15 protein-coding genes and 1 tRNA gene are annotated in these 17969 nt (G+C 50.7%); 8 read left to right on the forward strand and 8 right to left on the reverse strand.

Translation table 11 applies throughout. From position 1 onward, the window contains the following. The first annotated feature begins 2 nt into the window (after nucleotides 1–2). Nucleotides 3–1013 (forward strand): spore coat U domain-containing protein, encoded by a 1011-nt coding sequence (locus Q3A88_RS02125; RefSeq protein WP_233989405.1) that lies wholly within the window; start codon nucleotides 3–5, stop codon nucleotides 1011–1013. Here Q3A88_RS02125 and fadJ read toward each other — a convergent pair. Together fadJ and fadI are read right to left on the reverse strand one after the other, a co-directional pair. After that, nucleotides 1006–3222 (reverse strand): fatty acid oxidation complex subunit alpha FadJ, encoded by a 2217-nt coding sequence (fadJ, locus tag Q3A88_RS02130; protein WP_233989404.1) that lies wholly within the window; start codon nucleotides 3220–3222, stop codon nucleotides 1006–1008. The genes Q3A88_RS02125 and fadJ overlap by 8 nt on opposite strands. Then, nucleotides 3219–4532 carry an acetyl-CoA C-acyltransferase FadI gene (gene fadI, locus Q3A88_RS02135; protein WP_317177316.1) on the reverse strand — a complete coding sequence of 438 codons (1314 nt, stop codon included), beginning with the start codon at nucleotides 4530–4532 and terminating at the stop codon, nucleotides 3219–3221. Before fadI ends, fadJ begins: the two co-directional genes overlap by 4 nt. A gap of 215 nt (nucleotides 4533–4747) precedes the next feature. On the opposite strand from fadI, the gene Q3A88_RS02140 reads away from it, so the two are divergent. Continuing rightward, nucleotides 4748–5233, forward strand: a complete 486-nt coding sequence (locus Q3A88_RS02140) for a MarR family winged helix-turn-helix transcriptional regulator (RefSeq protein ID WP_240350067.1) — start codon at nucleotides 4748–4750, stop codon at nucleotides 5231–5233. Then, complete coding sequence (locus Q3A88_RS02145; protein WP_233989403.1) at nucleotides 5226–5990, forward strand: class I SAM-dependent methyltransferase; 765 nt, start codon at nucleotides 5226–5228, stop codon at nucleotides 5988–5990. Before Q3A88_RS02140 ends, Q3A88_RS02145 begins: the two co-directional genes overlap by 8 nt. A gap of 92 nt (nucleotides 5991–6082) precedes the next feature. On the opposite strand, the gene Q3A88_RS02150 is transcribed toward Q3A88_RS02145, so the two are convergent. Next, complete coding sequence (locus Q3A88_RS02150) at nucleotides 6083–6379, reverse strand: YfcZ/YiiS family protein (RefSeq protein ID WP_110162180.1); 297 nt, start codon at nucleotides 6377–6379, stop codon at nucleotides 6083–6085. 381 nt (nucleotides 6380–6760) lie between these two features. Between Q3A88_RS02150 and fadL the strand changes: the two genes are divergently transcribed. Next, nucleotides 6761–8062, forward strand: coding sequence for a long-chain fatty acid transporter FadL (gene fadL / locus Q3A88_RS02155; RefSeq protein ID WP_233989402.1), 1302 nt, complete (start codon nucleotides 6761–6763; stop codon nucleotides 8060–8062). A gap of 176 nt (nucleotides 8063–8238) precedes the next feature. Here fadL and Q3A88_RS02160 read toward each other — a convergent pair whose 3' ends face one another. Continuing rightward, nucleotides 8239–8991, reverse strand: coding sequence for an SDR family oxidoreductase (locus Q3A88_RS02160; protein WP_110162178.1), 753 nt, complete (start codon nucleotides 8989–8991; stop codon nucleotides 8239–8241). A 142-nt stretch (nucleotides 8992–9133) separates the two neighbouring features. On the opposite strand from Q3A88_RS02160, the gene Q3A88_RS02165 reads away from it, so the two are divergent. Beyond that, nucleotides 9134–10030, forward strand: a complete 897-nt coding sequence (locus tag Q3A88_RS02165; RefSeq protein WP_317177317.1) for a LysR family transcriptional regulator — start codon at nucleotides 9134–9136, stop codon at nucleotides 10028–10030. 72 nt (nucleotides 10031–10102) lie between these two features. Here Q3A88_RS02165 and mqo read toward each other — a convergent pair whose 3' ends face one another. Beyond that, a complete protein-coding gene (gene mqo / locus Q3A88_RS02170) occupies nucleotides 10103–11686 on the reverse strand; it encodes a malate dehydrogenase (quinone) (protein WP_317177318.1) in 1584 nt (527 codons plus the stop codon). 363 nt (nucleotides 11687–12049) lie between these two features. Beyond that, nucleotides 12050–12811 carry a phospholipid-binding lipoprotein MlaA gene (mlaA, locus tag Q3A88_RS02175; protein WP_040043671.1) on the reverse strand — a complete coding sequence of 254 codons (762 nt, stop codon included), beginning with the start codon at nucleotides 12809–12811 and terminating at the stop codon, nucleotides 12050–12052. A gap of 416 nt (nucleotides 12812–13227) precedes the next feature. Between mlaA and Q3A88_RS02180 the strand changes: the two genes are divergently transcribed. The 3 genes from Q3A88_RS02180 (at nucleotide 13228) to Q3A88_RS02190 (ending at nucleotide 15654) form a co-directional block, all read left to right on the forward strand. Next, nucleotides 13228–14166, forward strand: coding sequence for a formate/nitrite transporter family protein (locus Q3A88_RS02180; RefSeq protein WP_317177319.1), 939 nt, complete (start codon nucleotides 13228–13230; stop codon nucleotides 14164–14166). Between the two features lie 76 nt (nucleotides 14167–14242). Continuing rightward, a tRNA-Arg gene (locus Q3A88_RS02185) sits at nucleotides 14243–14317 on the forward strand. Nucleotides 14318–14478: 161 nt separating this feature from the next. After that, the gene (locus Q3A88_RS02190; RefSeq protein ID WP_317177320.1) at nucleotides 14479–15654 is read left to right on the forward strand and encodes a tyrosine-type recombinase/integrase; all 1176 of its coding nucleotides are present in this window, start codon (nucleotides 14479–14481) and stop codon (nucleotides 15652–15654) included. Nucleotides 15655–15761: 107 nt separating this feature from the next. On the opposite strand, the gene Q3A88_RS02195 is transcribed toward Q3A88_RS02190, so the two are convergent. After that, nucleotides 15762–16301, reverse strand: coding sequence for a hypothetical protein (locus Q3A88_RS02195; protein ID WP_317177321.1), 540 nt, complete (start codon nucleotides 16299–16301; stop codon nucleotides 15762–15764). Further along, nucleotides 16298–17461 carry a hypothetical protein gene (locus tag Q3A88_RS02200; protein WP_317177322.1) on the reverse strand — a complete coding sequence of 388 codons (1164 nt, stop codon included), beginning with the start codon at nucleotides 17459–17461 and terminating at the stop codon, nucleotides 16298–16300. The genes Q3A88_RS02195 and Q3A88_RS02200 overlap by 4 nt, the downstream gene beginning before the upstream one ends. Nucleotides 17462–17969: the final 508 nt, after the last annotated feature.

A 17969-nucleotide genomic window follows, 5' to 3' on the forward strand; every position in this document is an offset into this window, starting at 1 on the left:
CGATGCTGACCCCGATACCGAAAATCCAGCACCTCTTCTCCGCCAACCGGCGAGTTGCCCGTTCGCTGCGTCTGGCCTTCCTGTCAATCACATTGTATTACGCCCCCTTTAGCTACGGCGCCTGCACAACCCCCCCTAGCAACACGACGCTGGGGCCTTATGCTTCTTCCGTTGTCGGCGTTAACGGTACGCCACAGGTCGTGGCATCGGGGAGTGGGTTTCGCTGTACGGGGAGTGTGTTGAATTTAGCCAGCACCAATACCATCACCGCAACGATACAGAGCGACAGCAATCCTAGCGGTACCACCATGCGGATGCGCAGGGGAACGAGCACAGACTATGTACCTTACAGCCTGTGTATGGATTCTGGCTGCGGTACACTCTATAACATCAACTCGACCTATACCTGGACCCGAACGACCTTTCTGGACATATTGGGTCTGTTTAATTCCACTGACGGCACGATGCCGATCTATATCCGCACCAGTATCGGCAACAATATTTCCGCTGGGACCTATACAGACACGGTGACGATAAAATGGGATTACCGGCTTTGTGCACTGGGGGCGTTAGGGCTCTGCGTTTACGATGAGGGTTCAACCACCTCAACCCTCAATATCACCATGAACATTACCAACGATTGCCAGATCACTAGTGCGCCGAATGTCAGTTTTGGCGTTGCGGCATTCCCCGCCGATTTCGCGGCAGTCAATAACAGCCTCGGCGTTCGCTGTACGCTGCTTGGGGCGTATACCGTCAAGCTGGTCAGTACCCATCCCGACGACGCCAACTGGCGCAGAATGACGGCCACCGTCGGCGGCACGCCTTACTATTTGCAATATCAGCTCTATCGCACCGGGAACGTCGCCTGGACTGAAACGAACGATTACAGCGGGACGGGTACGGGGATTACGCAGAGTATCCCGTACACCGCCCAAATTAACGCCAGTCAGGCCAGCAAGCCAGAGGGCGCGTATAAAGACACCGTCACGATTAACGTCACGATCAACTAGCGCTCTGATCTTCATCGGTTGGCGGATAAAACGTCCGTCGACCTTCCCGCATCGCGAGCAGACGTTCACAGGGTGCGAACCGATCGCCATACTGTTGTTGCAGCACCATCAGCGTTTTCACGACCGTTTCCACTCCCAGACGGTCCATATAGTGGAACGGGCCGCCGAGGAAAGGTGGGAAGCCAATGCCAAATACCGCGCCGATATCGCCATCGCGGGCGCACTGGATCACGCCTTCATCCAGACAACGCGCGGCCTCGTTCAGCATCATCATCACGGCACGCTGGCTGATCAGCGCAGGGTCAATGTGGGCCTTCGCCGTGACGTCCAGCAGCGGATAAACCGAGCTATCCACCTCTCTGCCCGCCTGCCAGAAACGGCGCGTTTTATTGTATCGATAGAATCCTTTCCCATTCTTGCGCCCTTTGCGTCCATCTTTCAGGATCGCATCAAACGCGGGTGGAGAGGTGAAGCGCTTGCCCAGTTCTTCACTCAGCACCGGTACAATTTTGGTCGCGACATCAATACCGACCTCATCAAGCAGCGCCAGCGGACCAACAGGGAAGCCAAAGCGCACCAGCGCATAATCGATCGATTCAATCGGCTCCCCTTCCAGCAGGCAATAAGCCGCTTCGTTGATATAAGGCGCTAATATGCGGTTCACATAAAAACCGGCGCTGTCGCCTACGACGATCGCGGTTTTCCCCTGCTTTCTCGCCAGCGCCACCGTCGTCGCCACCGTCTCTGCGCTGGTGTGAGCATGAGGAATCACCTCAACCAGCGGCATTTTGTCCACCGGGCTAAAGTAGTGCAGGCCCACAACCTGTTGCGGACGGCGCGCGCCCTCTGCAATCTGATGGATCGGCAGCGAGGAAGTATTCGATGCAAAAATCGTGTGCGGCGCAGCGTGCTCTTCAATCTCCGCCACCATCTGCCGCTTCAGCGCCAGATCTTCAAAAACGGCCTCAATGACGATATCCGCATGTTCAAAACCGCGATAGTCCGTACTACCGGAAATCAACGTCATCAACCGCTGGCGCTCCGTCGGCTTCATCCGCTTACTCTGAACGCGTTTGGTCAGCAACTGCCAGTTGTACTTCAGCGCATGGTTAATGCCCTGTTCATTGATATCTTTAATACGCACCGGTAACTGCCCGCGCGTCGCCGTCACGCTGGCGATCCCACCGCCCATCAACCCACCGCCGAGAATACCGACGCGGTGGATCGGCTTCGCTTCAGAGTCCGCACCGGCGGTTTTCTTTAATGCATTGGAGGCAAAGAATAGATGGCGTAGCGCGGCCGATTCCGGCGTCATCACCAGTTTGCCAAACGCTCGCGCCTCGTGCCGATACCCTTCCTCACGGCCTTTTTCTATACCCCGACGCACCACTTGAATGATTTTTTCCGTGGCCGGATAGTTGCCGTGTGTTTTCGCTCGCGTTTTGCGTTTCACTATTTTGAACAATACATCGCGAATACCTGGGCTACTCAGCAAACGCGAACGCCAGCCCAGCGGCACGGCTTTGCGTTTTCCTTTTTTGAGAATTTCGACCGCCGTCTCCAGCAGAATATCGTGCGGAACGGCTTCATCAACCAGCCCTTGTCGTAACGCCTGACTCGCACGGAGGTGGCGGCCGGTCAGAATGAGATCCAGCGCGCTATCCAGGCCAATCAACCGTGGCAACCGCTGCGTTCCGCCTGAGCCGGGAAGCAGGCCAAGCTGCACTTCTGGTAACCCCAGCACCGTTTTTTCATCCAGCGAGCAGACGCGATAGTCGCAAGCCAATGCCAATTCCAGCCCACCGCCTAGACAGGCTCCGTGGATCGCCGCCACCACGGGGAACGGCAGCGCGGCTACCTGATCGAACGTTTCCTGCCCTTGTTTCGCCAGATTTTCTGCCTGTTCGGCACTACTGCACTGGTTCAACATGGTGATATCCGCACCGGCGATAAACGAATCAGGCTTGGCGGAAATAAAAATCAGCCCCCTGAGCGTCGCATGCTGCCGCGCCTGTTCAAAGACCGAAAGAATCTGTTCTGCAAATTCGCTCTTTAGCGTGTTCACCTTCTCGCCGGGAACATCAATGCAAATAACACCGATATTATCCGGCCGAATCGTTAGGGAAAAGGCAGAGGGGCTTTCCGTCACAGATGATGTTGTTTCGATTGCAGACGATGTTGTCACGGAGAAAGGCTGTTGATCGTTCATGGCGTCACCTCCAGTACCATTGCCGCACCCAGCCCGCCAGCCGCGCAGGCGGTGGTTAACCCCAGCCCGCCGCCACGACGGCGCAGTTCATTCAGCGTTTGGGTAATCATCCTCGCGCCAGTGGCAGCAAAGGGATGTCCATAGGCAATGGATCCCCCCAGCACATTGAACTTGGCGCGATCGACCTCACCCAGTGCGGCATTTCTCCCCAGTTGATTCCGGGCAAACTCATCGCTGGCAAACAGTTTGAGATTTGCCAACGTCTGCGCGGCAAAGGCTTCGTGCATATCAATGAGCGTCAGATCGGCCAGCGTCACACCAGCCCTTGCCAACGCCAGTGGGGAGGCATAAGCCGGCCCCAGCAACATATCACGCTGCACACCGATAGCGCTGAATGCATAGCTGCGCAGGTAGCCTAGCGGCGTGAGCCCCAGACTTTTGGCCTTAGATTCACTCATCATCAACACCGCCGCCGCGCCATCCGTGAGCGGCGTACTGTTCGCCGCCGTGACCGTACCGTGTCGGCGATCGAACGCCGGGCGTAAACGGGAATACTGCTCCAGCGCGGAATCATGGCGCACGTTGTTATCTTCACTCAGCGCCTTGTCATAAGGTGGGACGTAAGCCGTCATCACTTCATCGCGCAGCACGCCGGATTCCCAGGCCTGAGCCGCCAGTTTGTGCGAACGGTGCGCCAGTTCATCCTGCTCTTCACGCGTGATGCCGTAGGTTTTTGCCATTTGTTCGGCGGTATCGCCCATGCGTAATCCAGTGGAATACTCCGCCACGGCGGGCGCAACCGGCAGCAGATCTTTCGGGCGCAGGCCGCTTAACAGTTTCAACTTCTGGCTCAGCGTCCGGGCCTTGTTCATATCCACAAGCGTTCTGGCCAACGCTTTGCTGACGCCAATCGGCAGCACGGAAGAGGAGTCCGCCCCACCGGCAATGCCGACGTCCACCATACCCGCCATAATGCTTTCCGCCACGTTGGCGACCGCCTGAAAGCTGGTGGCGCAGGCGCGCGACACGCTGTAGGCATCGGTATGCACGCTCATGCCCGTTCCGAGCACGATCTCTCTGGCGATATTCGGCGCTTCGGGCATTTGGACCACCTGCCCAAAGACCAATAGCTCGATCAACTCAGGATCGATCCCAGTGCGGACCAGTAATTCGCTGGTGACGAGCTTCCCTAATTCGATGGCAGGTACGCCATGATAGGCCGTTGCCTGCCGGGCAAATGGGGTGCGTAATCCGCTCACGAACGCTATGCGATCGCCACGGCGGGTTATCAGAGGTAATACCTCGCTCATAAACGCTCCTGTTAACCAAAAATAAAGTACGCGCACAACAGGTCAGACCTGATTTCATTGTTAACCAGATAGTTACATTACGCAAAGCTGCGCAACACAAAAGTGTGAAGAACATGCCGTTGTCAGCCCCGATACCATTAACATTATTTACGCAAAGGCATTTGCCAACAAAATACATTAGCGCTAATGTATTTATTCCAACTAGGGAGGAAATATTGAAAATTAAACCCGGATTGGGCGAACTGCTGAGGTATACCGCTGAGCTGGTTGATAAAGGTTCGGAGGCAAACTACCGCGCCCTGTCACTCAATTATCGTCCACGATTTACCCCTATCCTGCGAGCAATGGCCGCAGGCGCTCAGACCGTGCAGGACATCACTGAGTCCACGCACCTGACTCAGGGGGCGATCAGCCAGTCGGTCGCGTTAATGGAGCAGGACGGCATTCTTGTACGCGAACAGCTCAGTGATGGGCGCAAATTTGCCCTCAGGCTGACGCCAGCAGGCATTCAACTTGTTGCTCAGCTCGAAACCTGCTGGGAAGCCATTTTCCTCGCCATTGAACAGCTTGAAAAAGATGCCGGTTGGCCGCTGATGAAAGGGCTGGAGGAGTTGGCGTCTGCGTTGGAACAGCAGGACTTCGAGAAACGTATACAGATAGCGCGTGCAGAGTTACACGCCTCAGGTGATAAAGATGACTAACACAACCGAAGAAAACAGAAACTGGTTTTCCTCAGGCGGGGAGAACTATGCCCGCTACCGACCGCACTATCCACCCGAACTGGCAGAATACCTTTCCAGTCTCGCCCCCAGTACCCAAAACGCGCTGGATGTAGGGTGCGGAACCGGGCAGCTTACGCGACAGTTGGCTGAACATTTCGACGCGGTAAAAGGTCTCGATCCCAGCGTGAGTCAGCTAGGCAACGCCGTTGCACATCATCGTATCGACTACGTGTGCTCCCCCGCAGAAACGCTGCCCGAACAGCCACTCACTTACAGTTTGATTACCGCAGCGCAGGCCGCACACTGGTTCAAGCTGGACGCGTTTTATCAGGAAGTCCGCAGAGTGGCAGTCCCTCAGGGAATATTAGCCCTCATCAGCTATGGCGTTATGCAGCTTGATGACGATCTGAACGACAGATTTCGTCAGTTTTATTACGAAGAGATTGGCCCGTTTTGGCCTGCCGAACGTAAGCTGGTTGATAACGGATATCGGGATATCCCCTTCCCTTTTGATGAGATCGCCGCACCGCCTCTTAACATCCAGCTTGAGTGGCCGTTAGACGCCCTTATTGGCTATATTTCGACCTGGTCTGCCGTCGCCAGCGCCCGAGAAGCAGGACGAGAGGAAATGCTGCGCCGTTTTTATGACGACATCGCGACACTCTGGGGAACGCCAACAACATGCCGACCGGTTCTATGGCCGATTAACATGCGCATTGGGAGAATTGATAAGTGACGACACCACCAACAGCGGTGGATAGAAACAACGAAGGGAAATAAAGCGAGTCGGCAGGCGATGCGATAACGCAATGCCTGCCAGAGGAAGATTTAACGCAGGCCGAGCTGGAAAATCATCGTTTCAGCCTGGCAGCTGAACGTGAAATCGATGTCCAGTTTAACGCCGCCGTCTACCTCTTCCAGCGTGCTGGCGATTTCACAAGGTTCAGACTCTACCGCACGCGCTTTTTCCGTCAGGGCGGCCAGTGCCGCTTCTGCCTCAGCACGATTGCCGAAAACGTTGCTGTAAGACGCCGTGCAATCCGTGTTATCCATAATTGTGCCAACATCGACACAGCAGCAGGCTGCGGTTTCTTCAGCACTGCATTTGTTGATTACGTTCGTCATGCTACTTTCCTCTTAAAACGCGGGAGATATGATCCAGTTCAAATATTTTTATCTTCCTTATATTTTACTCCCTCATCCCGAAGCAGTGCCAGCACTTCATGCTGACCAGTAATTTTAGTGATATCAATCACATTACGGTGTTATACGACAGTAAAGACCGCGTAATATCTCTTCACACAAATTAACCAAAACGTTAAGCAGATCTAAATTTTGCATCATTTTGGAAATATTTTTAATACACGGACGCAACATTGTCGTATTCCCAACTTATACTTTGGCAACTGGTCTGATTTGTCAGGCTAAGTGCGCCCCCTACAATGCGCGTCCCTTGTTACCCCGTGTAACAACGTTAAATAACAAGCATATAAAGAGGTTTTGGTCATGAACCAGAAAAACCTGTTCAAACAATCCACAATTGCTGTTGCGGTGGCCCTGTTTTCAGCAAATGTGTCAGCAGCTGGTTTCCAGCTAAATGAATACTCGTCATCGGGTCTGGGGCGTGCGTTTTCTGGTGAAGGTGCGGTAGCCGACAACGCGACTTCCGGCAGCCGTAACCCAGCGACCATGACCATGTTTGACCGCCCGTCCTTCTCCGGTGGTGTCACCTATATCAACCCAGACATTGATGTTCAGGGGAAAAACTCCCTAACCGGGCAAGATACCAGCGCCAAAAACATCGCACCACATGCCTGGGTACCGAACCTACACTTCATCATGCCGCTGAATGAACAGTGGGCGATTGGTGCTTCCGCCACCACTAACTATGGCCTGGCGACTAAATTTAATGATAACTATGCAGCAGGTTCTATCGGCGGTGAAACCGACCTGTTGACATCAAACCTGAACCTGAGCGCCGCGTATCGACTGAACCAACATTTCAGTTTTGGTTTAGGGGTTAACGCGGTTTATGCCGATGCCAAATTTATTCGGCGCGCTGGTGAACTGGCTAATGTTCCTGCCGGTGTGGGGGGCGCTCAGGGTGCCGTTGCAGGCCCGTCTTCAGAGATGGCTCGTCTGGAAGGTAAAGAGTGGGGTTACGGCTGGAATGCCGGCATCCTGTATGAAGTGGATGAAAACAACCGCTTCGGCCTGACCTATCGTTCCAAAGTCGATATCGATTTCAATGGTGATTACAGTAACCAACGGTCCGCTGGGCCTGGTGCCCTCAATGGCGCAACAATTCCTGGTAAGCTGACACTCAATCTGCCAGAAATGTGGGAAGCGTCCGCCTACCACCGCGTGGCACCGAAGTGGGCGGTTCACTACAGCCTGACCTACACCAGTTGGAGCCATTTCCAGGAGCTGAAAGCGACAGGTAACAGTGGCAACACGCTGTTCCAGAAAGAGGAAGGCTTCCGTGATGCCTACCGTATCGCACTGGGTACCACCTACTATCATGACGATAACTGGACGTTCCGTAGTGGTATCGCGTTTGATGACAGTCCGATACCAGCCGACAGACGTTCTATCTCTATCCCCGATCAGGATCGTTTCTGGTTGAGCGCAGGCACCACTTACGCCTTCAATAAAGATGCGTCAGTGGATGTCGGCGTTTCCTATATGCACGGTAAGCAAGTCGATATCAGCGAACCGCTCTCTGATAGAGCAGGCTCCCCACGCTACAACTTCAGCTCCAAAGGTAAAGCCTGGCTGTACGGCGTGAACTTTAACTATGCGTTCTAAATAAAGAATGGCGTTCTAAATAAAGCACGCGTTCTCATTGCTATCAGTCAGAACGTGATAAAGCAGGTAAGGCAACTTACCTGCTTTTTTATTGCTCATCACAAGGCACGTGTCTCTGTCTTACTGACGTAGCGATTAGCTAATGATGAACACTCCACGAACATTGTAATGTCGAATCAGTCGTTCAAGAGACGTCCGCCATCCACGACGATCTCACTACCGATGGTCCATCGGGACTCATCTGAAGCCAGATACAACACCGCCTTGGCAATCTCCTCCGCCGTGCCGAAACGGCCTGAAGGGATGCTCTTGACGATCTCCTCATTGACTTGTTTGCGATAGCTATCGGGAATGCCAAGTTTGTCATACAGCGGGGTATCTATAGGACCCGGGCTGACCGCGTTGATGCGAATACCACGCGCCATCAGTTCACTCGACAGCGTCTTTGACAGGCTAAGAAAAGCGGCTTTGGTCGCCGAATAAACGGAGGAGCGGCTCGATCCTACATGCGTACTAATCGACGTGTTGAGGATGACTGAAGCGGGATTGGCGAACACCGGCAATAGCGACTGGATCAGAAAATACGGCCCCTTGACGTTAATGTCGAAGGAGCGATCAAACATGTCTTCTGTCCATTCTTCGATCGGTTGCCAAACGGAAACACCCGCGTTAAGGAAAACGACGTCAACCTTTCCATAATGCGCCTCCACGGCCTGCGCCAGTTCATTCTGTGCACTCACACTGGCCGAGTCGGCGCACAGCACTAGCACTTCGCTGCCAAGTTCGGCTTTTGCCGCGGCAATAGAATCGGGGTTGACCCCAGTAACGATGACACGAGCCCCTTCTGCAAGGAACTGCTTTGCGGTTTCCAGCCCAATGCCGGAGGTACCTCCGGTAATAAGGGTACGTTTGTTGTGTAAGCGAGACATAGGGAACTCCTGATAATCATAGCGGGATGCAGCAATGTGCTGCCGGGGACAGCGCTAATCATATTTGTATGCATAAATGATGATAAGATCCTTATTTCGCATATAATTTATTCCATTACTGCATTAATTGAGGCACCTTTACGTGGATCGTTTTCTGCTCATGACCTGTTTTAAACGGACTGTCGAAACAGGCAGTTTTTCTGCGGCAGCACGCGACCTGAATATGGGGCAACCCAACGTAAGTCGATACGTTGCCGCCTTAGAAGAACATCTGGGCGTCAGACTACTTCAGCGGACAACACGCCAGCTTGTGCTGACGCCCGAGGGCGAGCGGTACTACGCAGATGTCAGCCGAATTCTCGATGCGGTTGCAGAATCAGAGTCATCCTTGAGCGATGAGACGGAACCCACTGGACTTCTGCGAGTGGCCTGCCCCACAGCCATGGCCCATACCTTCCTGATACCACAGATCCCTGCTTTTCTCGCCCGCTACCCCGGGTTGTCGCTGGATTTGCAACTGAGCGATCGTTTCGTCGATCTGGTGGAAGAAGGGGCCGAGTTAGCTATCCGAATCGGCCATCCTTCCGACAGTGCACTACGTGCGCGCCGAATTGGCCTTTTCACACGCGTGTATATAGCCTCGGTAGACTATCTGAGTCGTCGTGGCATACCGCAAATACCAGAAGATCTGCACGATCATGACTGTATTCTGTACTCGCTGTTAAGCACGGGTAGTACGTGGCATTTTCGAGATACCGAGATCAACGTTTCGGGGCGATTCCGGGTCAACTCCCCCCAGGCCGTACGGGAAGCCGTCATCGCCGGCCTTGGTATCGCCAGCGGCCCCAAGTGGTTATACGAGGATGGATTACAGAGCGGCAGGCTGTGTCAGGTACTTTGCGACTACGAAGCACCGCCAGTGCCAATCCAGTTTCTCTATGTCGCCAATCGCCTGCTACCAAAGCGAGCCATTGTATTCATGGACTTCATTGCAGAAGCGTTTTCCAGGATCCCTGGACTCAACACCGACAATCGCTAGTTCGCATTGGGCTTGAAGGCACAAAAAAGGCCGCTTTCGCGGCCTGACATCGTGACTTCCAGCTAACCCCGATTACTCAGGCTTAACCTCAATATAGTCCAGGTCCAGCGTGCTGCTGGTGTAGCTGCGGATTTTATTGGTCATTTCAATATTACCGTCCAGCTTCTGACCATAAGAAGGAATGATCTCTTTCAGCTTACCCTGCCATTCTGGCGTAGCGACTTTATCTTTAAACACTTTTTCCAGCAGGCTCAGCATAATCGGCGCGGCGGTAGATGCGCCCGGAGAGGCACCCAGCAACGCGGCAATCGAACCATCCTGAGAGCTGACGATTTCCGTACCCAGTTTCAGCACGCCGCCTTTGTCATCGTCTTTCTTGATAACCTGAACGCGCTGGCCGGCAATCGCCAGTCTCCAGTCTTCTTTCTTCGCGTTAGGGAAGTATTCCTGCAGCGAGGAGAAACGATCGTCGTCATCCATCATGACCTGACCAACCAGATACTTCACCAGATCGAAGTTATCCAGACCGACGTGCGTCATCGGCATCACGTTGGAGAAGGTTACGGAACCGATCAGATCCCACAGCGAACCATTTTTCAGGAATTTGCTGGAGAAGGTGGCAAACGGCCCGAACAGCAGAACGGGTTTGCCGTCAAAAATACGCGTATCCAGATGAGGAACCGACATCGGTGGCGCACCGACGGAGGCTTTACCGTAAACTTTCGCCATGTGGCGCTTCACGATTTCCGGGTTTTCTGTCACCAGGAATTCGCCACCAACCGGGAAGCCACCGTACAGATCGGCCTCAGGAATGCCGGATTTCTGCAACAGCGGCAGCGCCGCCCCGCCCGCACCGATAAAGACAAACTTCGCCTTCATCACGCTTTCTTTCTCGCCGTTCTTCAGATCGGCGTAAGTTACGCTCCAGGTGTTATCCGCATTACGCTTGATATCACGCACTTCTGAATTCAGGTGCAGCGCAAAGTTAGGTTTGGTTTTCATCGCGCCAACCAGCTGACGCGTGATTTCACCGTAGTTCACGTCGGTACCGATAGGCATACGAGTAGCCGCAATCTTCTGCGCCGGATCGCGACCTTCCATCACCAGCGGCGCCCACTCTTTGATCGTATTGGGATCGTCAGAGAACTCCATGCCACGGTACAGCGTACTGTGCTGCATCGCGTCATAACGATGTTTCAGGAAAGCGGTGTTCTCATCGCCCCAGACAAAAGCGATGTGCGGCACGCTATTGATGAAAGAGTGCGGATTATTCAGCACGCCGTTTTTCACCTGATAGGACCAGAACTGGCGCGAGACTTCAAACGCTTCAGTGATTTCCAGCGCTTTGCTGATGTTGATTGGGCCGTCGGGATTATCCGGCGTGTAGTTGAGTTCCATGAAAGCCGAGTGACCCGTACCGGCATTATTCCAGCCGTTCGAGCTCTCTTCCGCCACATTATCCATCCGCTCAACCATGTCGATAGACCAGTCTGGTTGCAGCTCCTGTAAATACACGCCCAGCGTAGAGCTCATAATGCCCCCGCCGATCAGTACCACATCCGTTGTCTTCTCTGTCGTTTTAGCCTCTTCAGCCATCGCCAGTGGGGCGCTAACCACCACGCTCAGGCAGAAGAACATAGCAAGTAGTTTTTTCATGCTTATATCTCTATTTTTTATAAGTGCAGGTAAATAGAATTCTGGGCATTCATTAACACACGACCACGCCATCATCCGTAAAAGGCATCATTCTTATGACCTTTTTGTTAATCACCTTGCTAACAAAAAAATCAGCGTGCAGACACATTTCAACCAGGATGGGCAGCGGTAGCGGTTAACGACGTAGCATTATTGTTATCTGATGAAAGGAAATAAATTTTAGTAAGTAAATAAATGAACAACAAAGTAATAACTTTTAAGAAACAAACCACAGAATCATCATGGTAAAAGTAAGTTTAGCAGTGTTTTATAAAAGCAAAAGGCACCCGCAGGTGCCTGTGAAATGAGCGATGTGACGCGACACTATTTCGCTGAATCGATCTCGTCGAGCGAGTCTTCAATCGCTGCCGCATTCGGGTTCTTCTGCGGGGTGAGTTGTCCATCACTGGCAAGGAAATCATGCCGCTGGAAGTAGGCTTCACGCATCATCAGGTAAGGATCGGAAGAGTTACGCAGCAGGCCGTCGGAATCCAACAGCTGTGCTCGCGTTTCTATCCCTTCGATAGCCCATTTACCCGCGGACATCCAGAACGTCAGATAGCTCAGCATCGGATACAACGTATCCACGACGCCACCGCCGTCTTCACGAGGTGTCACGCTGCCGTAGCCGGGTACCACCAGATAAGGCCCGTAGCCCACGTCATAATGACCCAATGTGCTACCAAAGCGGCGAGACTCTTCTTTCGCCAGTTTCGGGTTCGCCATTGAGGCCACGTCAATCAGGCCGCCCATCCCGAGCAAGGTATTCAGGAAGAAGCGGTTAAAGTGAATCATCGCTTTATACGGCTTACCTTCAACGAAGTAGTTCACCATCGTTGCAGGCTCTTCCAGGTTGCTGAAGAAGTTCCCTAGTCCGTTACGCGCAGGCGTCGGCACATAATCTCGCCAGGCCACAGCCGCAGGACGCACCAGATAAGGATCCAGAACGTCATAGTTAAAGCTGAACATGGTACGGTTAAAGCCTTCAAGCGGATCAGAACGTCCTTCTTGAGCTCGATCCCCGGAACTGGCGCAGCCGATCAGTAACACGCTGGCAAACACCACCCCACTCAGGCGGTAATTCATATCTGTTCTCCCTGATTTATAGTGTGCTATACCCGCGACCGAAAATGGGTATTCCCAGTATCAGCCCCAGCCTATCAGGCTGAGCGACAAGGACGGGATATCGGCCAACAGTGTAACATTTTATCGCTCCATCGCTACGTTGGCTTACGCATTACTGCATTTTCAGAGGTTTGCCATTTTTCTTATGGGGACAACACGCGGCATCGTTGCGACACACGCTCCAGCGTGGGCGACAGTACGGTATTCCCTTGTTCCCCTCACAGCATAGCACCGCTATGCCTAAACCAGTGAGTCGCGCTGCGCCATCTCATGTCGTAAAAGCTAACTACGCTTATCATCGGGGTTGTCGGTGATTACCCCTCAACGTCAGTACCGTTAGCCAGACAACAATCGGCCCACTCGTCGAGAGAATCACTATGAATCCACCTTCAGAATCCAGACAAATCCGGCAAGAGAAAGACAAGGACGTGGCGGTAGAGAGCGAGGAAAGCACGCAGGGAAAAGCGATCGATGTAGATGAAGATCGCTTGCCGTCCCCCGCCGCGGCGATCCATGAAGAGATTCGTCAGGAAGGGCAAAAGGAGCTGGAACGTGATGCAATGGCGTTGCTGTGGTCGGCGATTGCGGCAGGGATCTCCATGGGAACCTCATTCATGGCGGTCGGTATGCTCCACAACCCTCTGGTTGGCGTATCTGGCGGCTTTCTACTGGAGTGCTTCGGTTATACCATCGGTTTTGTGATTGTCATCATGGCACGCCAGCAGCTATTCACCGAAAACACCGTCACGGCCGTACTTCCCATCATGCATAAGCCCACGCGCAGCAATGTCTACCTGCTCGGTCGGTTATGGTTTGTTGTGCTGGCTGGCAACCTGATTGGTACAGCTTTGGCCGCCCTCGCCTTTACCTACATGCCCGTTTTTGATGGCGAAACGCGGGTGGCTTTGGTCGACATCGCCATGAAGGTCATGAAGCACTCGCCAACGGAGATGTTCGCCAATGCCGTCGTCTCTGGCTGGATTATTGCTACTATGGTCTGGATGCTGCCGCGCGCTTACTCCGCCAAGCTGTGGATTATCATCATCATGACCTGGATGATTGCCTTCAGTAACCTCACCCACATCGTGGCCGGTGCCTCAGAGATTTTCTATCTGGTGTTCATTGGCCATATACCGTGGCATGACTTCATCTGGCCGTTTGCTCTGCCCACGCTGGCGGGGAATATCATCGGCGGTACCTTTATTTTCGCACTCATCAGCCACGCACAAATCCGCAACGACATGAGTCGTTCATCGCACGGTAAACGTCAAAAGGCGCATGAGAATGAGGGAAAAGAGCATCGGCAGAAACGCTGATTGCCGACACTTTGAGCAAACGCGCCGTTAAGTGCTTATTCTCAGAGCGAAAATGCGTATAATAGCGGGGCTTCATGTCTCCATAGTTAAATGGATATAACGAGCCCCTCCTAAGGGCTAGTTGCAGGTTCGATTCCTGCTGGGGACACCATGACGCTCTCTTAAATGCTCTCCGAAAGTCTAAAAAACCCTTTAAAAACAACAAATATACTTAAATCACTGTCTCAACTGATACCATAAAATCTTGTAGAAGCTATACACAGATGCGTATAAAATCGTGTATACATTTGGTTCGATCTTTTTCTTATACACATGCTGCTAACCGACCTCAAAATTAAAAAGGCGAAAGCCCAGGACAAACCCTACACACTTAATGACGGTGGCGGACTGTCTTTACTGATTGATCCTAAAGGGACCAAAGGGTGGCGCTTCCGCTATCGGTTTGCCAATAAGCCTAAGCTCATATCGTTTGGCACTTACGATACCGTATCCCTTGCTGACGCCCGTAAGAAACGTGATGAAGCCCGATCCATGTTGGCTAATGGTATTAACCCCAGCGACGCCCGCAGAGCCGATAAGCTCTCTTTGTTGTTCTCTACGGAAAACACCTTTGAAGCGGTGGCAAGAGAATGGCACACATCAAAGCTCACTACCTGGTCGGAAGGGTACGCCAAAGAAGTTATACACTATCTGGAAAAAGAAATTTTTCCGTTCCTGGGTAAACGTCCGATAGACCAGATCACGCCGCTTGAACTCTTAGCCGTTCTGCAAAAGATCGAAAAACGCGGGGCGTTAGAGCAAGCCAGCAAAATCCGCCGACGCTGTGGTGAAGTATTCCGTTACGCAGTCGTAACCGGACGCGCTATGTATAACCCAGCGCCGGATCTGGCCAGCGCCATGAACAAACCAAAGAACAATCACTTTCCGTTCCTCACCGAAAGTGAACTACCCGATTTTGTTCAGGCGCTCAATAATTATAAAGGAAGCCAGATCACCAAATATGCCACTCAGCTTTTAATGCTGACCGGTGTTAGAACCATTGAATTACGCGCGGCCGAATGGACCGAATTCGATTTAGATAATGCACTGTGGGAAATACCTAAAGAACGGATGAAGAAGCGCCGCCCGCATTTGGTGCCACTGTCCACACAGGCAATTGCTATTCTGAAAGAACTGAAAGTGCTTACGGGATATTATCAACTGGTTTTCCCTGGCCGAAATGACACCAGAAAGCCGATGAGCGATGCCGCGATTAATAAAGTGATCAAGATGCTGGGTTATCATGGCAGACTGACTGGTCACGGTTTCCGGCACACCATGAGCACCATTTTACATGAACACGGATTTAACAGTGCTTGGATTGAAACCCAGCTTGCGCATGTGGATAAAAATTCCATCCGTGGAACTTATAACCATGCGCAATATTTGGAAGATAGAAGAACAATGCTGAACTGGTATGCTAACCTCATTAACATGACAGACTCATAAAATATAAGAAAGTCTATCTTTTTATCACTAGCGATCAAATTACTTTATAAGAAAAAGACAAAAAAAACGAGTTTAATAATTATAAATCCGCCGAACGGCGGATTCATTCAATTATCATGATTTATTCTAGAACCACTAATTTTTGAATGTAGATTATTCGCAAACCTAATATTACTAATAATAACACTCACAATACACCTTGCTTGAAGCCAGCAAGAGAAATATACAAACGAAAAGGCCAAAACCTTAAATACCCCTTTATAATCAGCATAAAAAATTGTATTTGAAAACGCAGATTTAAATATATAAAACATCAAAGTACCCAACATAACCAAAGCTGAAATGACTATAACATATATCAATTTCTCAATTCTAGGCACATCTTTTGTATTTTTAATGTAATCAATATCATCATTAACAATACCCTGTATTGCAGTAGGGTAAAGAAAACCAACCCATAATCCTACAATAGTAAAAATAGCGGCTGATATATTTTGCAAAGTACCAACAACATCTTTAATATCATTAAACCTCAAGGTATTTGAAATAAAAAAAACAATTATAATAATTATTGTTAAAATAAGTAAATCCCATTTTACGACTTCGTATAACTCTTGAAGTGCTTTTCTATTTTTTGGGCTCATCATATCCCCCCTGCAACGTTTCCAGTATCAATCTGAGAGATTTCATTTTTAGTCTCGTCCATCTGTTCCTGTTCCTGTTCCTGTTCCATTACTGACTTAAGAAGATCTTCCCTCACTAATTTTATTTCATTCATTAATCTTTCTGGTGAATAGTGAGATAGACCATCTGAATCTATGGCCAAGGTAGCTTTAACAATGTACTTAGTCAACCATACAGGAATATCAGAATCTTTTACTTTGAATCCCACATCAGCCCAATCAGTATCATCCATTCTTTCTGAGAATAACTTAGCAATCTCCTCAACAGAAGGAGCCCCATCGATCCTGACCTCAATCCTCTTAGGTGCCTGTAATTCTGGGTGCTCCCCAAACAAGGATGGCAGATATTCACTTGCCAATCTTAAAATAGGGCCACGTTCATCTTTCAAACGAGTTGTTGTCGTGTCTCTTATTATTGTTTGCGTTATATTTGGTATTATTACCTCCAAGTTTTTTATAGCGGTTTTTATTTTAGTTTGCTCAAAATCAAACTTAAACATACAGTTACACTTATCTTTACCATCAACATGTTTAAATATTGTCCTAACCGTTCTAATATTCCTATTTTGGTCTAAATGGTGAACTCTGTCTGTCGTATGTTGCGTTCTTTCTGCTCCTACAGTACCGTTATTATTAACAAAAGTAGTAATGTAATTACTGAGTCTAATAGTATCAGCCCCAGAGTGGGGAAAAATTATTGATGCCATTTTATTATGGCTAGGAACGATCCAGTAATAGCACGGTTCCCCCCAAATTACTTCTTCGCCCTCAATATCAGTACCCGCCTTTACTGTCTCACTAGCGGTTGCTCCTACTGCTGAACCTACTTTCACACCATGTAAGTTTCCTGATTTGTCTCCTACAGAACGAAGCATAACTATCACTATGTCATTTGTTTCTGGATCGATAACGACCCCCCTACAATAAGTCCTTGACCTTAAAGGATGTACCCCAACATCCCAAGGAATTGTTTCCTCAATACTTTTATCCACCAACCATTTTTCAAGATCTTCGAATGTTTCTTTAATTGCTCCAAATTTAAAGTCTAATTCTTTAGCTTTCTGTTTAAGTCTATAAAACCCAAAAGCATTAATATTAAAAAAAGTAACTGAACCATTATCCATTTTAGTTTCCACTAGTTATTATTTGATGAGTGACGTTTTATTGAAAAGTTTTTTTAAGCAGCATCTTATCTTAGTGAACCTACACATTTAGGTAAAGGAATTGATTAATGACAAAATCGACGCTACACCGCACCGGCCAACGCGCTACGGCGTTAAGTACGAAATACACCATTCATCGCCTGATAGTCTGCGCCATTCCCCTCTCCACGTAAAACTGCGTCAATCACATTCTAAGCCCCGCAGGCCGTAATTAACGTGACGGCCAGTGTCATTTCATGAACGCGCAACCATCGACCGTGCTGGAGTTCTCAGCCCGCAGACGGAAACGTACGCGAGACGTAAAGCGCGCTACACCGCACCCGCCTGCACTATTTGGATCATAAAAATTTTGCAAAAGAAATCTGGTGCAAACCATAACGCCAGCCCGCGCGGTTACTGGGGTTCTGGCCTCTGAGCGCTTTTGCACTGTGCGCAAGATTTTGCAGCACTTTGCAAAAGCATACACATG

Origin of the sequence: Pectobacterium sp. HCp5_1, assembly GCF_032905925.1 — a bacterium.
Taxonomy (GTDB): domain Bacteria; phylum Pseudomonadota; class Gammaproteobacteria; order Enterobacterales; family Enterobacteriaceae; genus Pectobacterium; species Pectobacterium brasiliense_A.

Coding starts and splice junctions, on each gene's coding strand:
- Q3A88_RS02150 (WP_110162180.1), bottom strand. CDS start 6,379: ATGACGAACGTAATCAACAAATGCAGTGCTGAAGAAACCGCAGCCTGC.
- Q3A88_RS02125 (WP_233989405.1), top strand. CDS start 3: ATGCTGACCCCGATACCGAAAATCCAGCACCTCTTCTCCGCCAACCGG.
- Q3A88_RS02145 (WP_233989403.1), top strand. CDS start 5,226: ATGACTAACACAACCGAAGAAAACAGAAACTGGTTTTCCTCAGGCGGG.
- mqo (WP_317177318.1), bottom strand. CDS start 11,686: ATGAAAAAACTACTTGCTATGTTCTTCTGCCTGAGCGTGGTGGTTAGC.
- fadJ (WP_233989404.1), bottom strand. CDS start 3,222: ATGAACGATCAACAGCCTTTCTCCGTGACAACATCGTCTGCAATCGAA.
- Q3A88_RS02160 (WP_110162178.1), bottom strand. CDS start 8,991: ATGTCTCGCTTACACAACAAACGTACCCTTATTACCGGAGGTACCTCC.
- fadL (WP_233989402.1), top strand. CDS start 6,761: ATGAACCAGAAAAACCTGTTCAAACAATCCACAATTGCTGTTGCGGTG.
- Q3A88_RS02195 (WP_317177321.1), bottom strand. CDS start 16,301: ATGATGAGCCCAAAAAATAGAAAAGCACTTCAAGAGTTATACGAAGTC.
- Q3A88_RS02200 (WP_317177322.1), bottom strand. CDS start 17,461: ATGGATAATGGTTCAGTTACTTTTTTTAATATTAATGCTTTTGGGTTT.
- Q3A88_RS02180 (WP_317177319.1), top strand. CDS start 13,228: ATGAATCCACCTTCAGAATCCAGACAAATCCGGCAAGAGAAAGACAAG.
- fadI (WP_317177316.1), bottom strand. CDS start 4,532: ATGAGCGAGGTATTACCTCTGATAACCCGCCGTGGCGATCGCATAGCG.
- mlaA (WP_040043671.1), bottom strand. CDS start 12,811: ATGAATTACCGCCTGAGTGGGGTGGTGTTTGCCAGCGTGTTACTGATC.
- Q3A88_RS02190 (WP_317177320.1), top strand. CDS start 14,479: ATGCTGCTAACCGACCTCAAAATTAAAAAGGCGAAAGCCCAGGACAAA.